The 25,932-nt window shown below is 65.1% G+C and carries 26 protein-coding genes, 1 tRNA gene and 1 pseudogene; 11 read left to right on the forward strand and 17 right to left on the reverse strand.

What is annotated here, in order from left to right; translation table 11 throughout:
• Positions 1 to 145 precede the first annotated feature (145 nt).
• Entirely contained in the window at positions 146 to 415 is a 270-nt protein-coding gene (locus tag QZT63_RS19115) for a TetR family transcriptional regulator C-terminal domain-containing protein (RefSeq protein WP_290653532.1), read from the reverse strand.
• A gap of 166 nt (positions 416 to 581) precedes the next feature.
• On the opposite strand from QZT63_RS19115, the gene QZT63_RS19120 reads away from it, so the two are divergent.
• A complete protein-coding gene (locus QZT63_RS19120) occupies positions 582 to 830 on the forward strand; it encodes a hypothetical protein (protein ID WP_290653534.1) in 249 nt (82 codons plus the stop codon).
• A gap of 118 nt (positions 831 to 948) precedes the next feature.
• Here the strand turns inward: QZT63_RS19120 and QZT63_RS19125 are convergent, their stop codons facing one another.
• Positions 949 to 1,647, reverse strand: coding sequence for a hypothetical protein (locus tag QZT63_RS19125; RefSeq protein ID WP_290653536.1), 699 nt, complete (start codon positions 1,645 to 1,647; stop codon positions 949 to 951).
• 84 nt (positions 1,648 to 1,731) lie between these two features.
• Positions 1,732 to 2,211, reverse strand: a complete 480-nt coding sequence (locus QZT63_RS19130) for a cupin domain-containing protein (RefSeq protein ID WP_290653538.1) — start codon at positions 2,209 to 2,211, stop codon at positions 1,732 to 1,734.
• Positions 2,212 to 2,775: 564 nt separating this feature from the next.
• Here QZT63_RS19130 and QZT63_RS19135 point away from each other — a divergent pair.
• On the forward strand, positions 2,776 to 4,320 hold the full coding sequence (locus QZT63_RS19135) for an SLC13 family permease (protein WP_290653540.1): 1,545 nt from the start codon (positions 2,776 to 2,778) through the stop codon (positions 4,318 to 4,320).
• Positions 4,321 to 4,415: 95 nt separating this feature from the next.
• Here QZT63_RS19135 and QZT63_RS19140 read toward each other — a convergent pair whose 3' ends face one another.
• Entirely contained in the window at positions 4,416 to 5,123 is a 708-nt protein-coding gene (locus QZT63_RS19140) for an alpha/beta family hydrolase (protein WP_290653542.1), read from the reverse strand.
• A 523-nt stretch (positions 5,124 to 5,646) separates the two neighbouring features.
• Between QZT63_RS19140 and QZT63_RS19145 the strand changes: the two are divergent.
• Positions 5,647 to 6,220, forward strand: a pseudogene (locus QZT63_RS19145) (CheR family methyltransferase).
• Positions 6,221 to 6,269: 49 nt separating this feature from the next.
• Here the strand turns inward: QZT63_RS19145 and QZT63_RS19150 are convergent.
• Entirely contained in the window at positions 6,270 to 7,223 is a 954-nt protein-coding gene (locus QZT63_RS19150) for a universal stress protein (protein WP_290653544.1), read from the reverse strand.
• 425 nt (positions 7,224 to 7,648) lie between these two features.
• On the opposite strand from QZT63_RS19150, the gene QZT63_RS19155 reads away from it, so the two are divergent.
• From QZT63_RS19155 to QZT63_RS19165, 3 genes are all read left to right on the forward strand, one after another.
• A complete protein-coding gene (locus QZT63_RS19155; RefSeq protein ID WP_290653546.1) occupies positions 7,649 to 8,026 on the forward strand; it encodes a nuclear transport factor 2 family protein in 378 nt (125 codons plus the stop codon).
• 253 nt (positions 8,027 to 8,279) lie between these two features.
• Positions 8,280 to 8,600 (forward strand): EthD family reductase, encoded by a 321-nt coding sequence (locus QZT63_RS19160; protein ID WP_290653548.1) that lies wholly within the window; start codon positions 8,280 to 8,282, stop codon positions 8,598 to 8,600.
• Between the two features lie 108 nt (positions 8,601 to 8,708).
• Positions 8,709 to 9,506, forward strand: a complete 798-nt coding sequence (locus QZT63_RS19165) for a glutathione S-transferase family protein (RefSeq protein WP_290653550.1) — start codon at positions 8,709 to 8,711, stop codon at positions 9,504 to 9,506.
• A 239-nt stretch (positions 9,507 to 9,745) separates the two neighbouring features.
• Here the strand turns inward: QZT63_RS19165 and QZT63_RS19170 are convergent, their stop codons facing one another.
• A complete protein-coding gene (locus tag QZT63_RS19170; protein ID WP_366637616.1) occupies positions 9,746 to 10,612 on the reverse strand; it encodes an MBL fold metallo-hydrolase in 867 nt (288 codons plus the stop codon).
• Between the two features lie 84 nt (positions 10,613 to 10,696).
• Between QZT63_RS19170 and QZT63_RS19175 the strand changes: the two genes are divergently transcribed.
• Genes QZT63_RS19175 through sulP form a run of 4 tightly spaced genes read left to right on the forward strand, consistent with a single transcriptional unit; the run spans position 10,697 to position 13,700 of the window.
• A complete protein-coding gene (locus QZT63_RS19175; protein WP_290653554.1) occupies positions 10,697 to 11,011 on the forward strand; it encodes a metalloregulator ArsR/SmtB family transcription factor in 315 nt (104 codons plus the stop codon).
• A 21-nt stretch (positions 11,012 to 11,032) separates the two neighbouring features.
• The gene (locus QZT63_RS19180; RefSeq protein WP_290653556.1) at positions 11,033 to 11,470 is read left to right on the forward strand and encodes a YeeE/YedE family protein; all 438 of its coding nucleotides are present in this window, start codon (positions 11,033 to 11,035) and stop codon (positions 11,468 to 11,470) included.
• 3 nt (positions 11,471 to 11,473) lie between these two features.
• A complete protein-coding gene (locus QZT63_RS19185) occupies positions 11,474 to 11,908 on the forward strand; it encodes a DUF6691 family protein (RefSeq protein WP_290653558.1) in 435 nt (144 codons plus the stop codon).
• 55 nt (positions 11,909 to 11,963) lie between these two features.
• A complete protein-coding gene (gene sulP, locus QZT63_RS19190) occupies positions 11,964 to 13,700 on the forward strand; it encodes a SulP family inorganic anion transporter (protein WP_290653560.1) in 1,737 nt (578 codons plus the stop codon).
• 173 nt (positions 13,701 to 13,873) lie between these two features.
• On the opposite strand, the gene QZT63_RS19195 is transcribed toward sulP, so the two are convergent.
• Positions 13,874 to 14,341 carry a universal stress protein gene (locus QZT63_RS19195; RefSeq protein WP_290653561.1) on the reverse strand — a complete coding sequence of 156 codons (468 nt, stop codon included), beginning with the start codon at positions 14,339 to 14,341 and terminating at the stop codon, positions 13,874 to 13,876.
• A 339-nt stretch (positions 14,342 to 14,680) separates the two neighbouring features.
• On the opposite strand from QZT63_RS19195, the gene QZT63_RS19200 reads away from it, so the two are divergent.
• Positions 14,681 to 14,774: transfer RNA gene (locus QZT63_RS19200), tRNA-Sec, on the forward strand.
• 48 nt (positions 14,775 to 14,822) lie between these two features.
• On the opposite strand, the gene QZT63_RS19205 is transcribed toward QZT63_RS19200, so the two are convergent.
• From QZT63_RS19205 to purU, 10 genes are read right to left on the reverse strand one after another with little or no spacing between them, the layout of a single operon-like run.
• Positions 14,823 to 15,473 (reverse strand): helix-turn-helix domain-containing protein, encoded by a 651-nt coding sequence (locus QZT63_RS19205; protein WP_290653562.1) that lies wholly within the window; start codon positions 15,471 to 15,473, stop codon positions 14,823 to 14,825.
• A 13-nt stretch (positions 15,474 to 15,486) separates the two neighbouring features.
• A complete protein-coding gene (locus QZT63_RS19210) occupies positions 15,487 to 16,806 on the reverse strand; it encodes an FMN-binding glutamate synthase family protein (protein ID WP_290653563.1) in 1,320 nt (439 codons plus the stop codon).
• 10 nt (positions 16,807 to 16,816) lie between these two features.
• A complete protein-coding gene (locus tag QZT63_RS19215) occupies positions 16,817 to 17,500 on the reverse strand; it encodes a protein glxC (protein ID WP_290653564.1) in 684 nt (227 codons plus the stop codon).
• On the reverse strand, positions 17,497 to 18,423 hold the full coding sequence (locus tag QZT63_RS19220) for a glutamine amidotransferase family protein (protein WP_290653565.1): 927 nt from the start codon (positions 18,421 to 18,423) through the stop codon (positions 17,497 to 17,499). Before QZT63_RS19220 ends, QZT63_RS19215 begins: the two co-directional genes overlap by 4 nt.
• Before the next feature lie 33 nt (positions 18,424 to 18,456).
• Positions 18,457 to 19,791, reverse strand: a complete 1,335-nt coding sequence (gene glnT, locus QZT63_RS19225; RefSeq protein ID WP_290653566.1) for a type III glutamate--ammonia ligase — start codon at positions 19,789 to 19,791, stop codon at positions 18,457 to 18,459.
• Between the two features lie 19 nt (positions 19,792 to 19,810).
• Positions 19,811 to 20,290, reverse strand: a complete 480-nt coding sequence (locus QZT63_RS19230) for a hypothetical protein (protein WP_290653567.1) — start codon at positions 20,288 to 20,290, stop codon at positions 19,811 to 19,813.
• On the reverse strand, positions 20,287 to 23,196 hold the full coding sequence (locus QZT63_RS19235; RefSeq protein ID WP_290653568.1) for a 2Fe-2S iron-sulfur cluster-binding protein: 2,910 nt from the start codon (positions 23,194 to 23,196) through the stop codon (positions 20,287 to 20,289). The genes QZT63_RS19230 and QZT63_RS19235 overlap by 4 nt, the downstream gene beginning before the upstream one ends.
• The gene (locus QZT63_RS19240; RefSeq protein ID WP_290653569.1) at positions 23,177 to 23,449 is read right to left on the reverse strand and encodes a sarcosine oxidase subunit delta; all 273 of its coding nucleotides are present in this window, start codon (positions 23,447 to 23,449) and stop codon (positions 23,177 to 23,179) included. The genes QZT63_RS19235 and QZT63_RS19240 overlap by 20 nt, the downstream gene beginning before the upstream one ends.
• Before the next feature lie 2 nt (positions 23,450 to 23,451).
• Complete coding sequence (locus QZT63_RS19245; RefSeq protein ID WP_290653570.1) at positions 23,452 to 24,693, reverse strand: FAD-dependent oxidoreductase; 1,242 nt, start codon at positions 24,691 to 24,693, stop codon at positions 23,452 to 23,454.
• 7 nt (positions 24,694 to 24,700) lie between these two features.
• A complete protein-coding gene (gene purU, locus QZT63_RS19250) occupies positions 24,701 to 25,558 on the reverse strand; it encodes a formyltetrahydrofolate deformylase (protein ID WP_290653571.1) in 858 nt (285 codons plus the stop codon).
• Positions 25,559 to 25,932 lie beyond the last annotated feature (374 nt).

The raw sequence follows: 25,932 nt of genomic DNA on the forward strand, positions 1-25,932 counted from the left end.
GTTACTTGATGTTGCTTGGATGCGATGGTTTTCTTTCATGGGCTGCGTCCTTTGTGTTGCCGTTGGTGAAAGCCGCGGTCGCGTGAGCGTCCGAGGCACGCACATGAAGTGGTTCCATTGCGCGGGCTCGCATAGACTGGTCGGTTTAATTCACGGTAAAAATAACGCAGGCTTCGGCGCGCGCCGAGTTGAAATAGAATTCGAGCATCACCTCCAGCGGTGCCGGATCCCGCCACACGCAACTGCGAAGCGCGGCACCTACCCAGCAGCGGTTCAGCAGCAGGTTGGCCATCTCCTTGGAGTCGGCGCGTACGGGAATCCGGTCCTGCTCGCGGGCGAGGTCTAGGCAGGCGCCGATGCGGTTGGTGATGGCCGAGAAATACTGCTCGACCCCGCGTCGAAACTCCTCGTTCACAGCGGAGATTTCCTGAAGCCTGGCCGACACCGCCCAGCAGACAGCCCAAATAGCCTTCGTGGCCGTATGTGTCACCCGAGAGTTCGAAGAATCGGCGTACCCGCAGCGGCGCCGGGAGGCTCGGATCCTCCAGGCACAGATCCAGCCCCCAGTAAATCTCCGCCATGTGCAGATCGATGATCTGCGGCGCGAAGAAGTCTTCCTTGCTGTTGAGATGATGGGAGAAAGGGGCCTTGGGGGTGGCCACTTTTTCGAGCAGGGCCTGAACGCCGAGATCGCTGTAGCCGTGCTCCGGCAGCATGGCCAGCCCGACATTCAACAAGCGTTGTTTGGTGCTGTGTGCCATCTTTTTGACCCGGCATCCTGGTCAGCGAAGTCATTTCGACCGACCAGTCTACTGCTGCCGGAAGTATAGCCGTCGAGAACATCGGGTCAACCCATCATCGAAGCTCCTCGCGGGCCGCTATCCTGTCGAGTTGCGATACCACGGAGCGCCCGGGGCTGCATGAATCAACTCTCGATCACCATGTTCACTAAGCCGTCAACGCCTCCTCCCGCGCGTTCTTCTTCGGCCCACCCGGCACCTGGATATCTGGCACCGTCTGCGCATCCAGGGCGGGCAAATCGCCCTCCCGCTCCCGCTTGTCCCGGCTTGCCAGGCACACGCCCTTCACATCGTGCAACCCGCCGTGCGCGTCCTCGCCCACCAGCTTTAGCTGGTGGAATGTGTTGCGCGCCTTGCTGGTCGGGAAGCGGACGCATCGGTCCGGCACATCCCGGGCCTCGAACGCCACACGCCGCACCGAGTTCAGGTCGTTCTCCCACACGGCGTCCAGGTAATCCGGGTTGAACAGCTCATCATTCGGATCAATGATCCGGTCGGGCCAGGCCTTCCAGCCGACGATCACGTGGTAGCGCACGAACGCGGTATTTTGCGGCTCCCACGATAGGTAAAGATCCTTGCGCTCCGTCGCCTGCTCGCTCTGTTCGTTAATCACGACCCGGCCATCGCCGCGGTCATGGTATGGGGTGCCCTGAGTCCCTTTCATTTGCAGGCGGGAGAGGGCCCGCGCCGCCTTTGACGCGCTCACCGCGTTGATGCCTTTGTTGAGCGTCTCCGTGAGGGATTGCCCCGCGCCTGACTGCGCCACTTTGTCCGCATGCCGCGCCACTTGGCGCGCGACCCCGAAGTTGCGCACGAAGAGCCTGATGAGTTGACTGACAACGGACATAACACCCTCCGCATTTTGAGCAAGACGGCTGCGAACGGATCTTGCACGCGGATGACGCTAGCACGGCCCCAGCCGGGCGCGGCTTCAGCCTATACGGGTCGACTCCGGAACGGGTACGAGTTCTTCCAGATGGGGCAGAAGCACGACACTCTCCTGCTCGTGTGGATCGGTGCGGGCGATCACCGCCGTGCAGGGCTCTACGCCAAGGTTGGCCGGGACATGCGGCGTGCCCGCCGGGATGTAGACCATATCGCCGGCCCGCGCGATGAAGTGCTGCTCCAGCTTCTCGCCGTACCAGGTAGAGGCCTCGCCGCTTAGCACATACACGGCGGTCTCGTGGTTCTCGTGCATGTGGACCCTGGCGCGGGCACCCGGCGGGAGTGTCAGCAGATGCATGCAGATCCCGGTCGATCCCACGGTTTCCCGGGAAATCCCTTCGAAGTAGTCCAGTCCCTGCTTTCCGGTATAGCTGCCGCTTGCGCGAACAAGGCGACAGGCGGCGGGCGCGCTGGTATCTACTACCGCGTTTGCTGCAACGCGATTGACTTCGTCTCCGGTTTTCATTGCGTCAGCCTCCTGTAGGGTCTCACGCTCTATCTGGTCCTGTGGCTCCGAGGGTTGGAGAGCCCTGCCTGACCAAAACCATTGGAATGGTCAGTGCCCAAGCCCCAATGCAACGCGACGGTTCAGCGCTTTGGACGTCCAAGTCCTTGCCAAGCCGCCTTGAAGGGCTTCGGACTGAATCGCGCCTGAGCCGAACTTTCAAATCGCCAGCCGCATTTGGCCTTGGGAAACTGCGATTTCTCTCGCCATGGTACTCCCTCAGCCAAACGAAAGGCGAACGGCTGGCGAGGCGTCCAACGGCGCTCAGACATGTGGCCTCGTCGCCTACCGCGGAAGTGGGGTCAGGGACGCGGCCGCGCCGCGGTCGTCAGCCGGCCGGGGAGAGGAGGCGGGATCAGGAGGCTATGGCTGGCAAGCGCGTGTGGCAAATTCGTTGTCTCCGTCTAAGCTCGTGGATACAGTGGCCGCGCAACCGGGGGAAGAGCAATGGCCGGTCAACCGCGTCAGCAGGGGGAGTACGAGGATTTTACTGGGGGTCAAGGCTCCGGTGGGCGATCGGCAAGTATGATCTGGGGCCTGCGCGCCGCCGGGTTGATCGCGGCGCTGTTGGTCTGGATCGCCATGGGGTTCGCCGAAGACCTGTCTCCGGACGCGCGCTGGGTCGCGGCGATCGCCACCTTGATGGCGATCTGGTGGATGACGGAGGCGATCCCCCTCTCGGCCACGTCCCTGCTGCCGATTGTGGTGATCCCGGCGCTGACGGAGCGCACCCTCGCGGAAGCCACGGCGCCCTACGCCAGCCCCATCGTCTTTCTTTTCCTCGGCGGCTTTTTGATCGCCATAGCGATGGAGAAGTGGAACCTACATCGCCGCATCGCGCTCCTGACGCTTGCCCGGGTCGGGGTTGAGCCGCAACGGATCGTGCTCGGCATGATGCTCGCCACGGGCTTTCTGTCGATGTGGGTCTCGAACACCGCGACAACGCTAATGATGCTGCCGATCGGGCTCTCCGTGCTCGCCCTGGTCGCGGAGCGCAGCGGCGAGTCGCTTGAGACGGTCCCGCCGGGGCACGACCCCGCAGGCCACGCGCACGATCACCACCGGCCCGGTCACGTTGACTTCATTTTCGACGACAATATCCGGCGGTTCGGCCTCTGCCTGCTCCTCGCGATCGCGTGGTCGGCGAGCATGGGCGGCCTCGGCACCCTGCTCGGCAGCCCGCCGAACGCCATCGTCGCCGGCTACGCCGCCGACGAGTTGGGTCGCAACATCGGCTTCCTCGAGTGGATGATGCTCGGCGTGCCGTTGGGCTTTACCTTCATCTTATTGGGCTGGGTGCTGATGACCCGCCTGCTCTACAAGTTCAACGTCAAGGAGATTCCCGGCGGGAAGCAGATGATCGACGACGAGATCCACAAGCTCGGCCCGCTCAGCCAGGGCGAGAAGATGGTGATGATCGTCTTCGGCTCGGCGGCGTTCCTTTGGGTCGTGCCCGGGTTGCTCGCCAACCTCCCGTGGATAGGCGAGCGGCTGGGGCCGCTCGGCGAGCTCGACGACACGGCCATCGCTATCGCCGCCGGCATCGCGTTGTTCATCCTGCCGGGAGAGGGCCGGAGTGACATGGTGCTGACCTGGCAGGATGCCGAGGACGGGCTGCCCTGGGGCGTGTTGCTTCTGTTCGGCGGCGGCCTGAGTCTCGCCGGCGCGGTCGCAGGCACCGGCCTCGATGGTTGGTTCGGCGAGCAGATTACCGGGCTGGAGGTGCTCCCGATCGTGCTGCTGGTTGCCGCCGTTTGCGCGATTATCCTATTCCTCACGGAGGTCACCAGCAACACCGCGACGGCCGCAACCTTCATCCCCGTGCTCGGGGGTGTGGCGGTCGGCATTGGCGCCGACGCGATGACGCTGCTGATCCCGGCGGCTTTCGCCGCGACTTGCGCCTTCATGCTGCCGGTCGGTACGCCGCCGAACGCCATCGTCTTCGGGACGGGTGCGGTCACCATCGGTCAGATGGCAAGAGGCGGCTTTGTCCTCAACCTCGTCGGGATCGCCCTGATCACCGGGTTCTGCTATATGCTCGGCGGCTTAGCCCTCGGGCTGCAGTTCTGAGCCCGCGGCACCGGAGGATCGACGGTGGGCGGTTCCGCCCATCGTCGCTTCCGCCCTGGAGCGAGTCGATGGGGTTACCTAGGTTAGTGGCGTGATCATACAGAGCCCCGCCCTCCGCCTGCCCGGTGCCGCCCGGTTCGGGGCACCAGGTAGGTCAGGAACCAGTCGCGGGCCAGCCGCGCCACTTCTTCCAGTTTGCCAGGCTCTTCGAACAGGTGCGTGGCGCCGGGAATAATCTCGATACGGTGCTCGCAGCGCAGGTCTCGAGCGGCGTCTCGGTTCATCCCGATCACCGGACTGTCGTCTCCGCCGACGATCAGCAGGGTTGGCGCCCGGACCCGTTCAAGGCGTGGTCCCGTCAGATCCGGCCTGCCGCCCCGGGAGACCACCGCTGCAACGGTGCCGGGGCGCTCGGCAGCGGCAATGAGTGCCGCTGCCGAACCGGTGCTGGCGCCGAAGAGACCAACGGGCAGATTCTCGATTCCCGGTTGCTCCTTGAGCCAATCCACGGTCCGGGTCAGTCGTTGTCCCAGCATGGGAATGTCGAAACGCAGCTCCCGGGTACGCTGGTCAACCTCGTGCTCGTCGGCGGTGAGCAGATCGAACAGCAAGGTGGCGAGTCCGCCGCCGTTGAGAGAGTCCGCGACCAGGCGGTTTCTCGCACTGAATCGGCTGCTGCCGCTGCCATGGGCAAACACCACAATACCCGTGGCGTCGGCGGGGAGGGCGAGATCGCCGGGCAGTGCCGGCTCTCCCTTTCGGATGGTTGCCTCCCGGCGTTCCACCTGTTGCGATGGGTTCATAAGTTGCTCCTGCGGCACATGTGCCTGCCACGCGGACCCGGGTCGCTCAGCTGGGGGCGCGGAAAACCGGGATGGACGCGCGCTGGGCTGAGCCGCGGCGGCCACGCGCGGAAGCGTCTATGGGTCGCCCAGGTTACACCTCCCGGCAGGAGGGGCCGAGGTCAACCTCAAGTCGCTTAGGGATTTCCCATCTCGAATCGGCTGTGTCAGCTTATGGCGCAGCGCGGGGCATGTCCCGCAGTCGTCGGCTGGCGCTGGCAGGGTGATGGTGAAGGATTCGCACTGCGTCGGTTTTCTCCAGTGGGCTCTGCCGCGAATGGGCATGCGCTGGCCGGGCTTTTGCCGCGTTCGCACCCAGGTATGCAAGCGTATCCGGCGCAGGATGACGGAGCTGTCCTGTCCGAATGTGGGCGCATACCGGCTCTACCTGGAAGCACACCCGGAGGAGTGGGCCAATCTGGATGCGATGTGTCGCATCACCGTGACACGCTTCTATCGTGACCGTCCGGTCTTCCAGGTGCTCATGCAGGAGGTGTTCCCGGATCTGGCCCGCGCGGCGCTTGCACGCGGGGCGCAGAGCCTTCGCTTTTGGTCGGCCGGCTGTGGCTCTGGTGAAGAGCCCTATACCTTGAGCATCGGCTGGCAACTGGAGCTGGCTGAGCGCTTCCCGGGACTCACCTTGGATATCCTCGCCACCGATGCCGACTCCGGCCTGCTGACCCGGGCGAGCGAGGCCTTTTACCCGTGGAGCGCTGTCAGCAGCGTGGCGAGCACAGGCGTTTCAGGCGTACGACGCACGGTTCCGCCTGCGGCGTGCATTGCGACGGCCGGTCCGCTTCCTTTGCCACGACGTGCGTACCCCACTACCGGAGAGCGGCTTTGATCTGATTCTCTGCCGCAATCTGGTCTTCACCTATTTCGATCCGGGCCTGCAAAGGCGACTGGCCTGGCACTTACATGGCCACTTGCTCCCGGGCGGCATACTTGTTCTGGGCATGCGCGAGCGGTTGCCGCAGGAGTGTCCACGGTCTCAGACCGTGTCGCAGCGCCTTTCCCTGTATCGCAGGGCGCCGCCCGGTGAGCGGGCAGCGCGTTGACCGCCCACCCGGCCGCTGGGCAGGCGGGACGGCCGGCGGGTCAGCCCTTTCAGTGGACCACGGTCACTGGGCAATGGGCGGCGTGCAGGACTCGCTGACTGACGCTGCCCAACAGAAACTCCCGAATCCGACCGTGCCCATGACGCGCCATGATGACTTCTGCGTTTGCAGTTGCCCGGGCATGGTTGATGATTGCGGCCGCCGGCTGCCCGGGGCGCCTGACGTCTTCAACGGCTACCGTGTCGAGATCAAACTGTTCCCGGGCCTGGGCGAACGTTGCCGCGGCGCTCTCCTGCGCGATCTTGCGGAAGTTCTCCTCCTCGAACGCGTCGGTCGCCGAGATCTCCACCATGGTGGTCCCGATGGTGCTGTGGATCTCCCGCGGTGATGCGGGGAATACATGCAACAGATGAACGACGGCACCGGTCGCCGTCGCGACGGTGTTGGCATAGCGTGTGGCGTTCAGGGACTGCTCGGATTCGTCCACGGGAACGATCAGCACGGAACCGCCGGCGGAATACTCCGGATGCGCCGGGTCGTGCGTAATGACCGTCACCGGACAGTTCGCCTGGTGAATCACTCCTTCACTCACGCTGCCCATCAGCAGCTCACGAATCTGACCGGCGCCCCGGCGGCCCATGACGATGACGGCGTTGTCCATCCCGGCGGCGTAGTGGGACACCGCGTCAGCCGGGTCGCCGCTGAGAATGCGATCGGTAACGTCTGCATCCTCCGGAAGGCTCGCTCGAGTCTTCTCGAACGCACGCCGTGCACTGGCCTGCCTCATTTGGTCGAAGGCCTCGGCCGAGACCCGTGATTCCACCGCCTGTCCTGCCGTGTACCCCATGCGTTGCATAAGGATACCTGGCGTGTCCTCGAACACGTGGAGCAACTCCATACGGGCGCCGGCGGCCCGCGCTAGCCTGTCGCCATAATGGGCCGCGGTGTTGGCATGGTCCGAGCCGTCCACCGGTACGAGTACCGTTTCGATCGTGTCCAACATTTCTTGAATCTCCGGAATAAGCGGTTGCATTGCATCATAGCAAGTATCGGGCAAGAGACCGCCCGTGTGAACGGCGTCCGCCAGCGAGGCGCTTGCTACGTGGTACACGGAAAGGTACTGCCTCTCGCCGGCGTTTCAGTGGGCATGCGGGAAATTGCGGGGGGGCAGGGAAGGGTGGCAAGATGCCAGCAAACGGTGATCTGTTGGACTCCATCGCAGCCCGAGCTGTTTCCGACCGGACTTTCGGTGCTGGAGATAGGCGGCAAACATCCGCGTTTAAACACGGCGAAGTTCCGTCTAGTAACTGTCGTTGGGCCGTAAGTTGGGGTTCCTTGGGGCCTACAGGCGGTCTGGTACGCTTGGTTGCGCTGAGAAGTAGCTAATGCGAGCGGCCGCCAGGTGCCAATCGGTGATTGGAGGTAACCATGACGGATAACACTACGCACGACGAGGTCACGATTGACTTTCTTGAGAGGTTTCTCGAAGGTTGGAATCGCCACGATCTCGACGGGATCCTGCAGATGCTGAACAGGGACTGTCTTTACATCACCGGTTCAGGGGATCGCTTCCAGGGGCATGACGAGATACGGGAGGGGCTTGCCGGATTCCTGGAGACGTTTCCGGATGCCCACTGGTACGAGGCAAGGCATTTCGTCTCCAGCGATCGCGGCGCTTCGGAGTGGATCTTTACTGCGACAGGATCTGATGGTACCCGCTTCGAGTTGGACTCGTGCGACCTTTTCACGTTCAGGAATGGCAGGATCTCGGTGGTGAGCGCCTACCGACGAGAGCGGCGGGTGTGAGTCCTTGACGGATCGTATGGCAGACAATCGGCGGTAGTGTGGTGGGGCGTGCACACTGGAATCCACGCCGCCTGACGCGAGGCCCGCCCAACGAGGCCATTCAGCCGACGCTCGTGCCTCGCGCGGCTGATGGCGCGCGTTGGCTGTTTGCTCACCCATATCCGGTGGCCCGGCCTATGCGTTCGACCGCGCGCCGTCTCTCGTGCACGATTGGGCTTTCCGTCCAAAGTGGCTCATTAACAGGAGATAACTGATGATCAAGGTGAGCGTGATGTACGCGAACGAGCCGGGCGCTCGGTTCGACCATACGTACTACCGAGACAAACACATGCCGCTCGTGAAGGCCTTGATGGGGGATAGCTGCAAGTTTTACACGGTGGACAAAGGGTTAGCTGGTATGGGTCCAGGCGAGCCCGCTACCTACGTCGGCATGTCCCACATCTTCTGTGACTCTGTAGAGGCCTTTCAAAACGGCTTTGGTCCTCACGCTCAGGAAATCATGGCCGACATCCCGAACTACACGGACCTCGCGCCAATCGTTCAGATTAGCGAAGTTGTTGTTGGCCAACCCTGAGCTCTCTTGAGAAAGGAGTCGGTCAGAGGGCATTCTCAGGCGTAAAACTGAGGCGTTGGAGTGGGTACATTCCAAAGGCCCGCGTTACATGAAGGAAGCACGATAACGATGACTAAGACGACCGTCTATCACATCCCGGTATGCCCTTTCTGTCAGCGGCTTGAAATTCTGTTGTCTCTGAAAGGAAGGCGAAACGCAGTTAACTTTCATGTGATAGATATGACCCAGCCGCGCCCTGATTGGTTGCTTGCGAAGACACAAGGCACGACTGCGCTTCCAATCCTGGAGACGGAGGATGGGAGAATTCTCAAGGAAAGTATGGTTCTTCTGGAGTATCTGGAAGACATCTACCCGGGTCGGAGGGTTGCGCAGCATGACCCGTATCGACATGCCGTTGAAAATATGTTGTCGAGAATGGAAGGGGACTTTTGCACCCAAGGTTATCTGTATCTCCTGAATCAGGACACCACAAGGCGCGATTCTCTTAGGAAAGGCGTGCTGGAACAGTATAGTCGGATTAACAGGTTCTTGAATGAGCACTCCCCATCCGGCCCGTTTCTTTTCGAAGAGTTCGGGTTGGCTGAAACCGTTTTTACGCCACTTTTCATGCGCTTTTGGTTTCTGGAGTACTACGAAGGATTTGAACTGCCCGATGAGGAGAAGTTCGCGCGTGTACGTCGTTGGCGCGATGCCTGTCTCTTACATCCCGCAGCACGACAGGTTACAAAGGAAGAAATCATTAAGATTTACTACGATTACTCCAAGGGTGCAGGAAATGGTGCATTGCTTCCAGGTCGTAGGAGATCATCTTTTGCGTTTGAGCCAGATTGGCGCATGAGGCCTTGGCCGCCGCAGAACAAATATGAAGAGAGTGCGACAGACGAAGCGCTGGGCTTGATTACATGACATGCTGCATGGGCGGGCCCAACAAACTGCTGTAACCGAGATGCGAACCGGCAGCAAGACGCGCGCCCCGCTCGCGGAACGGCGTCCAGCACAGGCGCACGCCACGCCGCACGACGTTGAGGCGCTGACGGTGCTGGCAGGCTCGACCTGTGCGGCGACGCCGAGATCGGTCTTGGCTTTCCCCCTCACCGAAGGGGAGGGGGAGTATGTAGCGCGCCTTTGCAGGTGAGAGGAGCCGCCTACAGCCGATCCACCGGGATCTTGAAGTAGACGGTGCCGTTATCCTCCGGCGGCGGCATCTCACCGGCGCGGATGTTCACCTGAATGGACGGCAGGATCAGCCGCGGCATGTCCAGGGTGGCATCGCGCTTCTCACGCATCTCCACGAACTCGTCCTCGCTCACGCCTTCGCGCACATGGATGTTGTGCCGCTTTTGCTCCCCGACCGAGGTCTCGTACTCGTGGGACCGACGGTCGCCGGGGTAGTCGTGGCACATGAACATGCGCGTCTCCTCCGGAAACGCCAGCAGCTTCTGGATCGAGCGATAGAGGGTGGAGGCATCCCCGCCGGGGAAGTCGCAGCGCGCGGTGCCCACATCCGGCATGAACAGCGTATCGCCCACGAACAGAGCGTCACCGAGCTGCCAGGACATGTCCGCCGGCGTGTGACCGGGCGTATAGATCACCCGCCCTTCCAGCTCGCCGATCCGGATGGTCTCGCCGTCGGCGAACAGGTGGTTGAACTGGCTGCCGTCCGGCAGGAATTCCTTCTCGAGGTTGAAGACCTCGCGGAAGATCTTCTGCACCTGGGGAATCTGGTCACCGATGGCGATCCTGCCGCCCACCTGGTCACGCACAAAGGGTGCGGCGGAGAGGTGGTCGGCGTGGGCATGGGTCTCCAGGATCCAGTCCACGGTGAGATCGTGCTCGCGGACATAGTCCACCAGCCGCTGCGCCCCCTTCGTGGAGGTGCGCCCGGACCTGGGATCGTAATCCAGCACGGCATCGATCACCGCGGCATTGCCGCCTTCACGGTCGTAGACCACATAGCTGAAGGTCTCCGTGTCGGTGTCGAGAAAGGCCTTTATGTTGGCGTTCATGGGCATACTCCTCTGTGCTGTCGCGTACAGTTTAGTTGCAAACATAACAATTTGCAATATAATGTGTCCAAACATAACGAGGAGGATGACATGCCGGACACGAAGGCACTGGACCTTGAACAGATGCGCCGCAGCGCCGACGAAGCCACGTCGGTGCTCCACGTGCTGGCGCACAAGGACCGCCTGCTGCTTCTTTGCCAGCTCAGCCAGGGCGAGATGTCGGTGGGCGAGCTCGAGGAATGTCTTGAGATCCGCCAGCCGGGCCTGTCCCAGCATCTCGGGGTGCTGCGGCGGGAAGGTCTGGTTCAGACCCGGCGGGAGGGCAAGTACATCCATTACCGGGTCGCTGATGAACGGGTGCTGGCGGTGCTGCAGACACTCTACGAACAGTACTGTGACACCTGAAACCACAAACAATGGAGAAAGATGATGACCATAGACTGGGCTTCCTTTACCCCCTGGTCGGCGCTCGCCGGAGGCGTGCTCATTGGCTTGGCCGCCGCGGTGTTCGTGCTGGTCAACGGCCGCATTGCCGGGATATCCGGCATCCTCGGCGGGCTGCTGCGACCGCAGTCCGGAGACCTTTCCTGGCGGGTGGCCTTCGTGGCGGGCATGATCGCAGCACCCCTGCTGTGGGCGGCGATGACCACCTTGCCCGAAATTCTGATCGAGGCGAGCGTGCCCATGCTGGTGGCCGCGGGGCTACTGGTGGGAGTGAGCACCCGCTATGCGGGCGGGTGCACCAGTGGCCACGGCGTCTGCGGCATCTCCCGGCTGTCGCCGCGCTCGCTGCTGGCCACGGTAAGCTTCATGGCCACCGGCTTCATCACCGTCTATATCGTGCGTCACGCCATCGGAGGCTGAACCATGAACAGGCCCAATCTATTCGCATTTATCGTCGGCTTGGTCTTCGGCCTCGGGTTGCTGATCTCCGGTATGGCGAATCCGGACAAGGTGCTCTCCTTCCTGGATCTCGCCGGCGCCTGGGATCCCTCCCTGGCCCTGGTCATGGGCGGTGCCATCGCGGTCGGCAGCATCGCCTTCACCATCGCCGGCAAGCGTGAGCGCTCACTGATTGCAGAGCCCATGCGCATCCCCACCCGCCGGGACCTGGACAAGCCCCTGGTGCTGGGCAGCCTCGGCTTCGGCGTGGGCTGGGGGCTGGCGGGCTTCTGCCCCGGTCCGGCGCTGGTGGCGCTGGGAGCCGGTGAAACGGGCGCGGTGGTCTTTGTGGTTTCCATGCTGGTGGGCATGGCGATCTACGAGCTCATCGAACAGAGCCGCAAAACCGCGGAGGCATAGGCGCGGACGTTTGCCCGCAAACAGCCACCGGCACCGGCAGGGTAGAAGCACCAGCATGACAGCGGCAATGGGGAAGCTGCGGGCGATGATCCCGCGATGGGCCCGGGACTATCACCGGGGAAAGGTGCCCGGCGACCTTACCGCCGGGCTGGTGGTGGCCATGCTGCTGGTGCCCCAGTCCATGGCCTACGCGGCCCTGGCCGGGTTGCCGCCGCACATCGGGCTCTATGCCAGTGTGCTCCCGCTTGTGGCCTATGCCCTGGCAGGCTCCAGCGCCGTGCTGGCGGTGGGGCCGGTGGCAGTGGTGGCGCTGATGACCGGCTCGGCCCTGGAGCAGATCGCCGAACCGGGCAGCGTCGAATACATTGCCGCCGCCGCCACCCTGGCGCTGATTTCCGGGGCCATGCTGCTCGCCGCCGGCCTGGTGCGCCTGGGGGCACTGGCCAATTTTCTCAGCCATCCGGTCATCAGCGGGTTCACCTCCGGCGCCGCCGTGGTGATCATCGTCAGCCAGCTCGGCCCACTGCTAGGCCTGCAGGTGGACAAGGGTCCGGCGGCGGCCATGCTGGTCTCCATCGGCCGCGGCATCACCGACGTCGACTCACGCACCGCCGCCATGGCCCTCAGTGCACTGATGCTGCTCTGGCTGGCACGGCCGACGGTGCCGGCGCTGCTGCGGAGGCTGGGGCTGCCCGGCCATGCGGCTTCCTTGCTAGCGAAACTCACGCCCATGGTGATCGTGCTGGCCGGCACCGCACTGGTGGCGAGCACCGGCTGGCACCAGCAGGGCCTGGCGGTGGCCGGCGAACTGCCCGACGGGCTGCCGGCGGCGGCTCTGCCCACCCTGGAGTGGCCGCTGGTCACGGCACTGCTGCTGCCGGCATTGCTGATCAGCATTCTGGGCTTTATGGAAAGCGTCTCGGTGGCCTCGGCCCTGGCACGCAAGCGCCGCGAACACGTGGAGGCCGATGCCGAACTGCGCGGGCTGGGCCTGGCCAACCTGGGCGGCGGCATCACCGGCGCCATGCCGGTCACCGGCGGCTTTTCCCGCACCGCAGTCAATGCCGACGCGGGCGCCGGCAGCCCCCTCGCGGGCGTCATCACGGCGGGGATCATCGCCCTGGTGCTGCTCTTCGCCACCGACCTGTTCGCCACCCTGCCCATGGCGGTGCTGGCAGCCATCATTATCGTGGCGGTGACTCCCCTGATCGATATCCAGGGCCTGCGCCGGCTCTGGTCTTATGACCGCGCCGACGCCCTGGCCATGGGGGCCACCGCCGCCGGCGTGATCCTGCTGGGCGTGGAAGCGGGCATCGCCACCGGGGTGGTCTTTTCCCTGGGCGTGGTGGTGTGGCGGGCCAGCCACCCGCACATCGCCGAAGTGGGCCAAGTCCCCGGCACGGAACATTTCCGCAACATATGCCGCCATCGGGTCAACACCCGTGACGGGCTGCTGATGCTGCGGGTGGACGAGAACCTCTTCTTTGGCAATGCCGAGGCCGTGGCCAGCAGCATCCAGCAGAGCCTGCGCGGGCGCCAGCCGTCGGTAAGTGACCTGGTGCTGATCATGTCCTCGGTTAGCCACATCGACGCCACGGCCCTGGAGACCCTGGAGGCGCTGCAGCGCACGCTCGCCGACAATGCCGTGCGCCTGCATCTTGCGGAAGTAAAGGGCCCGGTGATGGACCGGCTCGAGGGCACCCACTTCCTGAGGGAGCTGGACGGCCAGGTATGGCTCTCCTCCCAGGCCGCCTTCGCTGGGCTGCCCGGCCACCTGCAACCGCAATCCTGACCGGGCAGACCACAGCCTTGCGCTTCGCCGGCCGCACGGAACGCCACGACAGCGTTACCGCCAGCTGCTGAGCACAAGCAGCGAAAAACAGCTCCTGGACCGCTATCGAGCGAAGCTCCTGGTGGATCATCGCTCCGAGGCTGGGGCGCCGGTGGCTTAGGCCGCGCGCTGTGTCACCGGAGAACCAGCACCGGGCATTTGGCGTGGTGAAGGACCCTCTGAGTTGTACTGCCCATCATGAGCTCCTTGAACTGGGAAAGACCGCGGCGGCCCATGACGATCATGACGTCCTTTATCCCTGCGGCATGCTCGATAATGGCCTGGCTGGACTCGCCGGGGATGAGCTGTTCGTCCAGCGCGACGCTCGTCTCCCCGATCGCCTCTCGCGCAGCCCGAAATGCCACGGTGGCAGACTCCTGGCGCAGGGCCTCGAACGCTTCCGGAGAAAAATACTTCACGATCTCTTGATTGGGGTATTCAGTGGGAACGCCGAAGAGTTCCGTAGGCGTCTCCGCGAACGCGTGCAACAGGCGGACATTGGCGCCCAGTTTCTCCGCGATTCGAACGGCATAAGCCGCCGCCGTATTGGAGTTTTTGGACCCATCGACGGGGACCAGCAATGTCTGGGGCAAGTCTGACATGACCTCTCTCCACAAGTTGACGAACGCGATAGCCCTCGGGAGGGGGCATAGGACAACGCTACAGCGGGCTGTGCTCATGGCGCATTGATCCAGATCACTCTCGCATCACTCCTGGCGGGGATTGCGACTTTTCCCCAGAGTCATCCGTGAGCGGTCGTCAAGGCGCCAGCGGCGAGCGACCGGGACGTTCCAGCGCATGATCGAGCGCGAGGGGTGCGATCGCTCGCACGGGTATCTGCAGGTCGCCGCGCGGCTTGGATTCCGACGGCCGAGTGTCGCTGGGGGTGGTTCGATTGCGAGCGCCGAAACCCGCCAGGCCTGATACCGTATAAACGCAAGGGAAGGGAATCGCATCCCGGTGGAGCGCCCGGACTTCAAATCCGGTGAGACGTGAAACGCGTCTGGTGGGTTCGACTCCCACTCCCTTCCGCCACCTTCCGCGGGCTCACTCCCGGCTCCGGCGCCCCGGCTGTCATCGCCGTCAGCCGGTGCCGCGGCCGTCACCGAAGACGGTCACGGCCAGGAAGCGGATGGGCACCTCCACCAGCCGCTCCGGACCGTGGGGCACCTGGGCGTCGAAGGTGAACGAGTCCCCCTCTTCCAGCCGGTAGATCTGCTTGCCGTGGCGGTACTCGAGCACCCCCTTGAGCATGTGGATGAACTGTGTGCCCTCGTGCTGGAAGGTGGGGAACGCCTCGCTCTCGTCGTCCATGGAAATGAGGAACGGCTCGAAGTTGCGGGGTTGGCCACGGTGGAAGGCGAGCATGTGGTAGGTATGCCCCTTGCGGGTGCCGCGCCGGACCACTTCCAGGCCCTCGCCGCGCTTGACGTGCTGGGCGCCGCCCTCAGGCGAGTCGTAGTCCCGGAAGAGCTGGGACAGGGTCAGCCCCAGCGCCACCGTCAGCCGCTCCAGCGAGTCCAGACTGGTACCCACCTGGCCGTTCTCGATTTTGCTGACCATGCCGCGGCTGAGGTCGGCGAGATCGGCCACATCTGCAATGGTGAGTCCCTGCGCCAGGCGTTTTTGACGCAGCATCGCGCCGATGTAGCGCTCCAGCCCCATGCGGTCACCACTGTGGGTGTGCCGCGTTGCCAGGGTCTTTGGAACGAAGGTGGCGTCGCTGTCCGTCATGGTGCTTTCGCCGTTACTGACCCGGGATCCAGGCAGTGCCCGCCAGCGGCACCCGGGCCATGGCGGCGGCTTCCATATTGATGGCCACGAGATCCTCCGGTTCCAGGTTGTGCAGGTGGGACTTGCCGCACGCCCGGGCGATAGTCTGCGCTTCCAGGGTAATCACCCGCAGGAAGTTGGCCAGACGGCGGCCCGCCAACTCGGGATCAAGCCGACTGGAGAGTTCTGGATCCTGGGTGGAGATCCCGGCGGGATCCTGACCGGCGTGGTAGTCATCGTAGAAGCCGGCGGCCGAGCCGATCTTTTCGTAGTCGGCCTCCCAGCGGGGATGGTTGCAGCCGAGGGCGATGAGGGCGGCAGTACCGATGCTCACGGCGTCGGCGCCCAGCGCCATGGCCTTGGCCACGTCGGCGCCGTTGCGGATACCACCGGAGACGATCAGCTGCACCTTGCGGTGCATGCCCATCTCCTGGAGCGCCTGCACCGCCTGGGGGATGGCCGCCAGGGTGGGAATGCCCACGTGCTCGATGAACACCTCCTGGGTGGCGGCGGTACCGCCCTGCATGCCGTCCAGCACCACCGCGTCGGCACCGGCCTTTACCGCCAGCTTGACGTCGTAGTAGGGGCGGCTGGCGCCGATCTTGATGAACACCGGTTTTTCCCAGTCGGTGATCTCGCGCAGTTCCTCGATCTTGATGGCGAGGTCATCCGGACCGGTCCAGTCCGGGTGCCGGCAGGCGCTGCGCTGGTCGATCCCCTTGGGCAGGGTGCGCATGTGGGCCACGCGGTCGCTGATCTTCTGGCCCATGAGCATGCCGCCGCCGCCGGGCTTGGCCCCCTGGCCGAGCACCACCTCGATGGCATCGGCCATGCGCAGGTGGACCGGGTTCATGCCGTAGCGCGACGGCAGGTACTGGTAAACCAGCGTGCGCGACTGGCCGCGCTCCTCGTCGGTCATGCCGCCGTCGCCGGTGGTGGTGCTGGTGCCCACGGCGGAGGCGCCGCGACCCAGGGCCTCCTTGGCGTTGGCCGAGAGTGAGCCGAAGCTCATGCCGGCAATGGTCACCGGGATATCCAGATGCAGCGGCTTGCTGGCGAAGCGGTCGCCGAGCACCACATCGGTGCCGCATTTCTCGCGGTAGCCTTCCAGGGGGTAGCGCGACACGCTCGCCCCCAGGAACAGCAGATCGTCGAAGTGCGGCACCTTGCGCTTGGCACCGAAACCGCGGATGTCATAGATGCCAGTGTCCGCGGCACGTTGAATTTCGTGGATGGTGAGGCGATCGAACGTCGCCGATTCGCGCAGGCCCCTTCGTTCTCTGTGATCGTCCATCGATCCCTCCTCAGCCGCCATCGGCGTTGTCCACCTGGAAGTTGTAGAGCTGCCTTGCGGAGCCGTAGCGGCGGAACTCCGCCGGATTGGTCTCCATCCCGGCCTGCGCCAGCAACGCGCGCAGCTCGCTGATGTGCTCCTCGCGCATCTCTTTCTCGATGCAATCGGCGCCGAGAGACTCCACCGAGCCACGCACATACAGGCGCGCCTCGTAGATGGAGTCGCCCAGCGCTCCGCCGGCGTCGCCACAGACCACCAGCCGCCCGGCCTGGGCCATGAAGGCACTCATGTGACCGACGTTGCCGCCGACCACGATGTCCACGCCCTTCATGGAGATGCCGCAGCGCGCCGACGCGTTGCCGTCGATAACCAGCAAGCCGCCGTGGGCGGTGGCGCCGGCGGACTGCGAGGCATTGCCGTGGACGTGCACGCGGCCGGACATCATGTTTTCGGCCACGCCCACACCCACGGTGCCGTTCACTTCCACGGTGGCCTTCTGGTTCATGCCGGCGCAGTAGTAGCCGGCGTGGCCGTCGATGACCACGTGCAGCTCCTGATCCAGGCCGCAGGCGAGCGCGTGGCGACCATCGGGCTCGGTTATGCGCCATTGGCCCTCGGTGAGCTCGCGCGCCTGATCGTGCAGCAGCTGGTTCACTTCCCGCACGGAGTGTTCCGCGAGGCTGATCGACTTCATGTACCGGTCTCCTGGCTGCGCTGCGGGCTCCCCTCCCAGACGTAGACGCGGGTCGGCTCCGGCTCCCACACGCGGGCGGTGCTGATGCCGGGCAACCCCGCCAGGGCACGGTATTCGGAGGCCATGGCCACGTAGTCGGCGGTCTCGGCCAGCACGGCCGGCTTGCAGGCGATGGGGTCACGCAACACGGCGAAGCCATCCCGCGTGCCCACGGTGAAGGTGTAGAAACCGTCCAGATCACCCACCGCCCGCTCCAGCGCGCCGGTGAGGCCGTCGCCCTCGGCCAGGCGCCAGGTGAGATAGGCCGCCGCCACCTCGGTGTCGTTATCGGTGTCGAACTCCAGGCCTTCCCGCTCCAGCTGTAGCCGCAGCCGGTTGTGGTTGGACAGGGAGCCGTTGTGCACCAGGCACAGGTCGTGCCCGGTGGAGAAGGGGTGGCTGCCTTGCATGGTCACCGCGCTCTCGGTGGCCATGCGGGTATGGCCGATGATGTGGGTGCCCTGCATGCGGGCGAGCCCGAAGCGCTCCGCCACCAGCCTCGGATGGCCCACTCCCTTGAGGATCTCGATGCTGTGGCCGACGCTCATCAGCCGCACCTGCGGCGCCCGCTCCCTCAGCCAGGCGCGCACCTGCCCGGGATCGGCGCCGGTCTTGAACACCGCAGCGGTGGCATTGCGGAACCACTCCACCGCAGCACCCAGGTCGGCTTCCAGGCCATCGGCCAGCGCCTGCCAGTCGGTGGCCGGATCCTCGGCCTGCAGGGTGTACTTGAGGCGGTCCTGCCCCACGTCATCGCCGTAGATGGCAAAGCCGGCGCTGTCCGGGCCGCGATCGCCCATGGCCAGCAGCATGGGCTGGAACAGCTCGCCCAGCCGGGGCTGCAATGCCTCGTTCTTCAGGTAAAGGCCTACGATGCCGCACATGATGCTACTCCTTCGTTCCGGTAACGCGACGCCTCAGAAGAACTGCGCATAGCGCTCGATTTCCCATTCCGAGACGTGGCGGTTGTACTCGATCCACTCGGCGCGCTTTAAGCGAATGAACTCCTCGACAATGCCGTGCCCGAGCGTCTCGGCGAACAGACCGTCTTCCTCGAGGCAATCCAGGGCCTGATTGAGGGTTTGCGGCAGGATGCCGATCCCGAGTTCCTCGCACTGCGCGGCGGTGTAGTTGTAGAGATTGACGTTGTGGGGCTCGCCCGGTTCCAGTTCGCGGTCGATGCCGTCCAGGCCCGCGGCGATGAGCCCGGCGGTGACCAGGTACGGATTGCAGCCGGCATCCGGCAGCCGGTACTCCAGGCGACCGTAGGGAATGCGCACCATGGACGAGCGGTTGTTGTCGCCGTAGGTCACGTACACCGGCGCCCAGGTGGCGCCGGAGGCGGAACCACCCACCACCAGCCGCTTGTAGGAGTTGACCGTGGGTGCGGCCAGGGCGCACAGGCCGTGGGCGTGGTGCAGCAGCCCGGCCAGGAAGTGGTAGCCCATTTTCGACAGACCCATCCCTCGACTGTCGCTGTCGTCGTGGAACAGGTTGGTGCCGGACGCATCCACGATGGACATGTGGTAGTGCATGCCGTTACCGGTGCGACTGGAAATGGGCTTGGGCATGAACGAGCAGATCATGCCCAGGTCATGGGCGATCTCGCCGGCGCCCATGCGCAGGAACACGAAGCGATCAGCAGAGGTCAGCGCATCGCTGTGGGTGTAGTTGATCTCGAACTGCGCGTTGGCGTCCTCGTGGTCGATCTGGTAGATGTCGAAGCCAACCTCCTGGAGGTTGGTCACCAGGGTTTCCAGAAACCTCCGCGAGCGGGAGAGGCCCTTGTAGTCGTAGCAGGGCTTGTCGAGGGTGTCGCTCTCGTCCACAGGCTCGAGGCGCCCATTGCGCTGGGACTGAAACAGGCAGAACTCCGGCTCGAGTCCGGTATTCAGGGTCCAGCCGCGCTCCTTCAGACGCTCCAGTTGCCGCTGCAGCACATACCGGGAATCCAGCGGCCAGGGCTCGTCGTCCACGTACCCGGTGCAGGCGATGCGGGCGTAGCCGGGTTGCCAGGGCACCAGGGTCAGCGAGGCGAGATCCCCCCGGGCCATGAAATCGGACTCGTGGGGCTCCATGGCGAGTCCGGACACGGCGAAGCCGGCGAAACCCGCCCCGTCGGTGATCACGCTCTCCAGGCAGTGCGCCGGCACTGATTTGGTCTTCGCCACGCCGTGGATATCCACGAACTGGGCAAGAACGAAGCGGACATCGTTGTCCTTCAGCAGGCTCTGGACGTCAGTGGGCAACATGGCTCATCTCCATGGGTCATCAAGACGGATTGATTCTTGAGGGATCGCGGACAACGGACTGCAGCATGGACTCGAGATATGCCCCGTAGGACGGGTCAAAGCCCAGCAGCAGACTGTCAGGCACTGATGCTGGCCGGTACAGCCAGGCGTTGACGCCGGCCACGGCGGCCATGAACCAGCCCCCGGGCGGTAGCCTGCCGAGATCGTGCGGGCAGAGCTCTGTGAGGGCGTCACTCCAGCGGGCACCCGACAGGCGCATGACCCAGTCGCTGCGCTGCAGCAGCCAGGGGGGTGTCTGCGGCGACTGCTGCCACTCCTCCTCGCCGGCGATCAGATAGCCATTGCGGCCGGTACAGGCCACGAACCCCGGGCCGTGCTCAACGGCGGTAAGCTCGGCCTCGGGAATCGGCAGCCCTTCAGCGCGCAGGGCATCGACAGCGCCACTGCCCACCAGTTCCCACAGGCGCAGGTCCACGTGTGTCTCCAGGGTCAACGTCATGGCGTTACCTCCGGTGCATCGGCGTTTTGCCGCAGACCGTCCGGGTCATAGAAGGTCTCCGTGACTACCTCGGCGGCGAGCATCCGCCCGCCGTCGCCGCGGATGGCCAGCGCCTGGCCCGCCTCCGCCAGGTCCCGGTCCACCATGGCCAGGCCGATGGGCCGCCCCAGCGTCGGGCTGCGGGCGATGCTGGTGACCCTTCCGGCAATGGTGCCGTCACGGATGACCAGATGGGATTCCCGGGGCAGGGGAGCGCTGGAATCGGCCGCCATGACAAAGCGCACCAGTTTCCGCTGCTCCGCGCCCTTGAGATGGGCCAGAGCCGGACGGCCGACGAACCAGGGTTTTTTCAGGTGCACGGCCCACGGCATGGCCGCCTCGAAGGGGTTGGTGAGGCCGTCGGTGTCCTGGCCGACGATGATGTGCCCCTTCTCCAGCCGCAGCACCCGCTGGGTGTCAACACCGAAGGGGCGGATACCCAGGGGCGCGCCTGCGTCCATGAGGGCATCCCAGATGCGGGCCATGGTGCCCGCCGGGGCGTGAATCTCGTAGCCCAGCTCGCCCACGAAACCCACCCGCAGCAGACGGGCCCATTCACCGCAGACGCGGGCATCCGTCATGCCCAGCCGCGGCAGTGCCGCCTCGCTGAGATCCACATCCACGAGGGGTTCCAGCACCCGGCGACTCAACGGTCCGGTCAGATTCAGGGCACCGAGCTGACCGGTGCGGTTGACCACGTGCACGTCCAGCCCCCACTCGAGGGCGTGTCGGGTCAGGGTCTGGTACGTGCCCTCGGCGTGGCTGGAGGTGGCGGTGAGGTAATAGTGATCCTCCGCCAGCCGCCCCACCACACCGTCGTCGACGATCACGCCGGTGTCGTCGGTGCGCAGGGCATACCGGGTCAGGCCCGCGCGCAGGTTGCCCTGGCGCATGGTGTAGCTGCCATCCAGCAGGGTTGCGGCATCCGGGCCCAGCACTTCGATCTTGCCCAGGGTGGAGACGTCGATGATGCCGACGCCAGTGCGCACGGCAGTCACTTCGCTGGCGATCACCTGCTGGGCGTCGGCCTCCTCGCCGTAGAACGACGGGCGCTCCCACTCGCCCGACTCCATGAGGAACCCACCGTGCTCGCCGTGCCAGGCCTGCACCGGTGTCTCCCGCCAGGGACGCATGCGCCGCCCGGCCAGGTCCTCCAGGCGTACCGGGTGGTACATGGGCCGGGCAGTGGTTGTGCCTGTTTCGTCCATGCCCTGGCCCAGATAACGGGCCAGGATGCGGAAGGCGTTGAGGTTCGAGTGCTTGCCCTGACTGGGCCCCATGCCCACGGTGGTGAAACGCTTGAGCAGCTCGACGTTGTCGAACCCTTCCCGGGCGCCCTGGATCAGGTCCTTGTACTGCAGATCCTCATCGAGATCGACGAAATCCCGGCCTTTCGGGTGCGGCACCACCGGCCACGGCGTTGCGTGAGCCCTGGTGTCGCGGTTGGACATGGGGTCCGACACCGGTCCACCGGCGAGCGCGGCGGCAAGCCGGCCTGCGGCGTCACGGCCGTCGTCGCGCTGGCTGGCCAGGGAGAATACCCCGTTCATGCGCCCGGCCGGCACCACGGTGTCGGGCCAGGCGACCGGCACCGGCATCTCCAGGGTGTCGTCGTAACTGAACCGCCCCCCTGCCTGATAGAGCAGGTGCCCGGCGGGCCCCCACCCCGCGCTGCTCACCACGCCGTCGCAGTCGATCCGACGCGCATGCGTCTGATCGGGGACACCGCCGGCGTCCACCGGTGCGATGGTGGCCGCGGCCACCGCACCGTCGCCGTGCGCCTCGACGATGGCCCAGCCGAAGTGTACCGGCACGCCGGCATCCACCAGAGCAGCAGCGTCGGCCTTCTGTACTCCGGGGCCGGAGGCGACCACCGCCTGCAGCTCGACACCACCGCGGCGCAGATCCTCCGCTGCGGCGAAGCCCTCGGGATTGTTCACCTGCAGTACCGCCCGCTCGCACGCCTGCACACCAAAGCGGTGCAGCAGACGCTGCGCGGCGGAGGCCATCAGCACCCCCGGCAAGTCGTTGTTGCGGAACACCGCCGGTTGCTCGATCACGCCGGTGGCCAGCACCACGCCCCGGGCACGCACCTTGATGATGCCCTCGGGCGTGGACACCGGCACCCAGTGGTCGGTGTAAAAGCCCAGGGCCACGGCGGAGGTCAGCACGCGGATGGCCGGGCTGGCAGCGACCGCCTCCATTAGCTCGTCCCGCTGCGCGGGCGCCGCCGGGTCGGTGACCCATTCGTAGTCGAGACTGCCGCCCAGGTGCGGATTTTCGTCCACCAACAGCACATCCAGGCTCGCTTCGGCGGCGCCAAGCGCAGCCTGCAGGCCGGCGGGGCCACCGCCCACCACCAGCACGTCGCAGTAGCCGTAGCGCTTGGGCCGGCGCCGCGGCGTCCACGCCGAGTCCACGGTACCGAGGCCGGCGCGCCGGCGGATCAGCCGTTCCCAGTACGGGAACAGCCAGCGCGGCTTGTGGAAGGCCTTGTAGTAGAAGCCGGCGGGCAGGAAGCGGCCAAGGCGGTCCAGGTGGCGGTGGGCGTCCCGGGCCAGGCTGCCGCTGACATTCACCGGCCGCACATCCAGTGCGTCGGTGACCGGAGTCACGTCACCACGGACATTGGTGTCGTCGGCGGTGGTGAAAAGGGCGTTGACGTCGTGATTCGCCATGGACAGGGCGCCGCGCGGCCGGTGGTACTTGAAGCTGCGCCCCAGCAACTGAACCCCGTTGGCCTGCAGGGCCGAGGTGATGGTGTCACCGGCGAAGGCCACGTAGCGGGTGCCCTCGAAGGTGAAGTGCACGGTCCGGTGGCGGTCGATCCACTCCCGCGGTCCCGCTTCAGAGCGTCGGAATGGCATAGGCCACCTCCTGCGGCGGAACGACGCGCTCCACCACGTTGCTCAGGGTGTTGCGCTCCAGCACGAACCAGCGCCCCGTGGGCCGGTGGAACCACCACTCCCGCAGCACCGTGGGCTGTCCGGTGCGGTTGAAGGCGTGATCCGCCACGTCGGCCAGCGGCGCGTCGCCCGGGGGCGGTCGGCGTACCTCGCCGCCGTAGACGAATTCGCTGATGGGCCGGCGGCCAATGATCGGGCAGTCGAGCTGTTGCATGGTCAGTGCCCCACGGAAGCCGCGCCCTTCTCGCCCACCAACTGGAAGTCGGCAAAGCGGTCGAAGCGGAACGGCTCGATCAGTTCATGGTTGCGGTTGTTGGCGACAGTGTCCGCCATAGTGCTGCCGCTGATGGGTGTGGCCTTGAAACCCCAGGTGCCCCAACCGGCATCCAGGTAGAAGCCGGACACCGGCGTGGTCCCCATGATGGGAGCGAAGTCCGGCGTCATGTCACTCATGCCCGCCCACTGCCGGTTAATGCGCAGCCGGGCGGTGAACGGGAACAGGTCGACGATGCGGTCGGCCAGTCCCTCGACGAACTCGAATGACGAGCGGGTGCTGTGGAGCACCGCCGGGTCCACCGAGGCCCCCATCACCAGCTCGCCCCGGGAGGACTGGCTCACGTACACGTGCAGGCTGCCCGAGACGACAATGGTGTCCAGGAAGGGCTTCACCGGCTCGGTGACACACGCCTGCAGCGGGAAGATCTCGATGGGTGTGGACAAACCCGCCATCTCGGTAATGCGGGGCGTGGAGCCGGCGACCATGGATACCACCGCACCGCAGCGGATGTTGCCCCGGTCCGTGGCGACGCCGCAGACGCGCCCGTTCTCCACCTGCATGCCGGTCACCCGGGTCTTCTGATGCACTTCCACACCGTTGTTGGTGGCAGCCCGAGCGTAGCCCCAGGCCACGGCGTCATGCCGGACCACCGCACCCGGGGCGTGGTACAGCGCACCCATTACCGGCTGCGAGCCACCGCAGTCCAGGTCGAGGCCGGGAATGCCGCGCCCCACGGCGTCGCGGTCCACCACCTGGCTGTCCACGTCCAGGTGACGGTTCACCTCGGCGCGCCAGCGCATGGTGCGCATGGCCTCGTCGGAATGGGCCAGGGTGTAGTGGCCGCGCGTGGAGTAGAACAGGTTGATGTCCAGCTCCTGGGAGAGCCTCTGGAACATGCGCACGCTGGCGTCATAGAAGCGCACGCCATCCGGCGTCAGGTAGTTGGAGCGGACGATGGTGGTGTTGCGCCCGGTATTGCCGCCGCCGATGTATCCCTGCTCCAGCACCGCCACGTTGCGGATGCCGTGGCGGGTGGCCAGGTAGTAGGCGCAGGCGAGCCCGTGGCCGCCACCACCGATGATCACCACGTCGTAGCTGTCACGCAGGTCCGCCGGCTCCGGGAAGAACCGGGGCTCCTTGTGGGCACCGCGCAGACCGATTTTCAGAAGCCGCCAGGGCATGAATCACCTATCCGAAGACAATGGTCTTGTTGCCGTAAATGAACACCCGATCCTCCAGGTGACCGCGCAGCCCGCGGGCCAGCACCGATTTCTCGACGTCGCGCCCCAGCCGGACCATGTCGTCCGTGGTGTTGTGGTGATTTACCCGGATGACGTCCTGCTCGATGATGGGCCCCTGGTCGAGATCCGCCGTGGCGTAGTGGCACGTGGCACCGATGAGCTTCACACCGCGCTGCGCTGCCTGGTGGTAGGGGCGCGCGCCAACGAACGAGGGCAGAAAACTGTGGTGGATGTTGATGATCCGCCCGTGATAGCGATCGCACAGCGCCCCGGGCAGGACCTGCATGTAGCGGGCAAGCACCACCGTGTCGACCCGGTACTCCTCGATCACGGATTCCAGGGCAGCAAAGGCGGCCTCGCGACCATCCGCGGGCACCGGAATACAGAGGAAGGGAATGCCGTGCCATTCCACGAAGCTGCGCATCTCCTCGTGGTTGGAGACCACACAGGGGATGTCCATGGCCAGCTCACCGCTGCGCCACCGGTACAGCAGATCCGACAGGCAATGGCTCTGGCGACTGACACACAGCATCACGCGCCGGGCAAAAGCGGTATCCGTCACCGACCAGGTCATGCCGAAGCGCTCGGCGAGGGTAGTGACGATGGCCTCAAGTCGCTGGATATCGCCGTTCAGGCTGTCTGCACGCACTTCGTAGCGCATGAAGAACCAGCCGCTCTCGGGATCGGCGTACTGGTGGGCCTCTGTGATCCAGCCACCCTGACGGGCGATTCCCGCCGTCACCGCGGCAACAATGCCCACGGCGTCTGGACACGACAGCACCAGCCGGAAGCGACGCTCACTCATGCATGTTTCCTTCAACGAAAAATTGTTTCTCATAGGGAATGCAACAAGTCTGCCAGATCAAGCTCAATCCTGCCAGCGCGCGGACGGGCTGGCGGAAGACGCGTGAAATCAGGGTATTGCAGGAAAGCGCGAGCATTCATACCCGGCGGGGAAGGCCGCCGACAGTGGCTCGTCAGAGGACGAAGCCCGACCCGGGTGCCCCATAATAGCGCACCCGGAGGCAACAACCGCCCCATTTCGGCGCAATCCCGTCACGGCGCTGGCAAGCAACGACAGCAACGCGCGGCAGGCGAGTCCGCGCATGCCTGGAATCAACAGCAGTCACGCCGCGGGTTGCGCCGGCACGGCGTCAGTCATCCCGGTGCAGCGCCGCA

Origin of the sequence: Aquisalimonas sp., from assembly GCF_007120195.1 — a bacterium.
In the GTDB taxonomy this organism is placed as follows: Bacteria; Pseudomonadota; Gammaproteobacteria; order Nitrococcales; family Aquisalimonadaceae; genus Aquisalimonas.